We start from the raw sequence: 1,263 nt of genomic DNA on the forward strand, positions 1-1,263 counted from the left end.
TACATGAGAACCAAGAAACCGCAAAAATTCTAATTCGGGGTTTGGCACACGAGATAAAAAACCCTTTGGGTGGCATCCGGGGTGCTGCACAACTACTCGCATCTGAGCTGGATGAGGAACAGAGCGAATACACGCAAGTTATTATCGATGAGACAGATAGGCTGCGCTCACTTGTTGATCGCCTACTTGGAACGCACAAAGCGTTGAATCTGGCTGAGATCAACATTCACGAAATTCTTGAACGGGTTTGCGCATTAATCCTAGCAGAGTCTGGAAAATCCATTCGCATCGTTAAAGACTATGACCCAAGCATTCCCGAAATTTTGGGCGACAAGAGCCAACTTATACAAGGTTTTCTCAATATCGCGAAGAACGCGCTGCAAGCCTTAGAAAAGCAGGCGCAAGCTGGTGAAGACGCCTCTATCACCATTCGTACCAGAACCTTAAGGCAATTTACGATTGGTCAAACGCGGCATCGATTGGTTGCCAGAATCGAGCTGATCGACAACGGGCCAGGCATAGACAAAAACTTCATTCAAAACATCTTCTACCCGATGATCAGTGGCCGCGCAGAGGGCACGGGTCTCGGCCTTTCAATTACACAAAGTATTTTTACCAAACACCACGGTTTAGTTGAGTGTGAGAGCCAGCCAGGCCATACCAGCTTTATCGTTTATCTACCCTTGGAGTTATAAGGATGAGCACGCAACCATTAGTATGGATTATTGATGATGACCGATCGATTCGCTGGGTACTTGAGAAAGCACTTCAGAAAGAAGATTTTGCGATCCGCTCATTTGAGAATGCCGACGGCGTCCTCGAGAGCCTCGAGCGTGAATCACCAGATGCAGTAATAAGTGATATCCGCATGCCGGGAATTGACGGTTTGGAATTACTAGGCCAGATCCACAAGCAAGACCCAGATATCCCGGTCATTATCATGACGGCGCATTCCGATCTTGACAGCGCTGTCACGTCTTATCAAAGCGGCGCGTTTGAATATCTCCCGAAACCCTTTGATCTCGAAGATGCCGTATCACTCTCTAAGCGTGCGATTGCCCACTCTCAAGAACAGCGCGCTAAAAACAACGACGTCTCGGCAACCAAAGTCAGTGAAAGTACCGAAATTATCGGCGAAGCACCCGCCATGCAGGAAGTGTTTCGCGCAATTGGTCGACTCTCCCACTCCAATATAACGGTGTTGATCAACGGCGAATCGGGCACTGGTAAAGAGCTTGTCGCCAAAGCGCTGCACCAGCACAG

Annotated in this window: 2 protein-coding genes; both read left to right on the forward strand. The window is 48.5% G+C overall.

From position 1 onward, the window contains the following. Positions 1-695, forward strand: a 695-nt coding sequence (glnL, locus tag A3750_RS20455; RefSeq protein WP_231871903.1) for a nitrogen regulation protein NR(II), incomplete at its 5' end; no start/stop codon positions are given. Positions 696-697: 2 nt separating this feature from the next. Continuing rightward, a partial coding sequence (locus A3750_RS20460) for a response regulator (RefSeq protein ID WP_156498791.1) occupies positions 698-1,263 on the forward strand: 566 nt, incomplete at its 3' end.

Source organism: Oleiphilus sp. HI0079 (assembly GCF_001635105.1).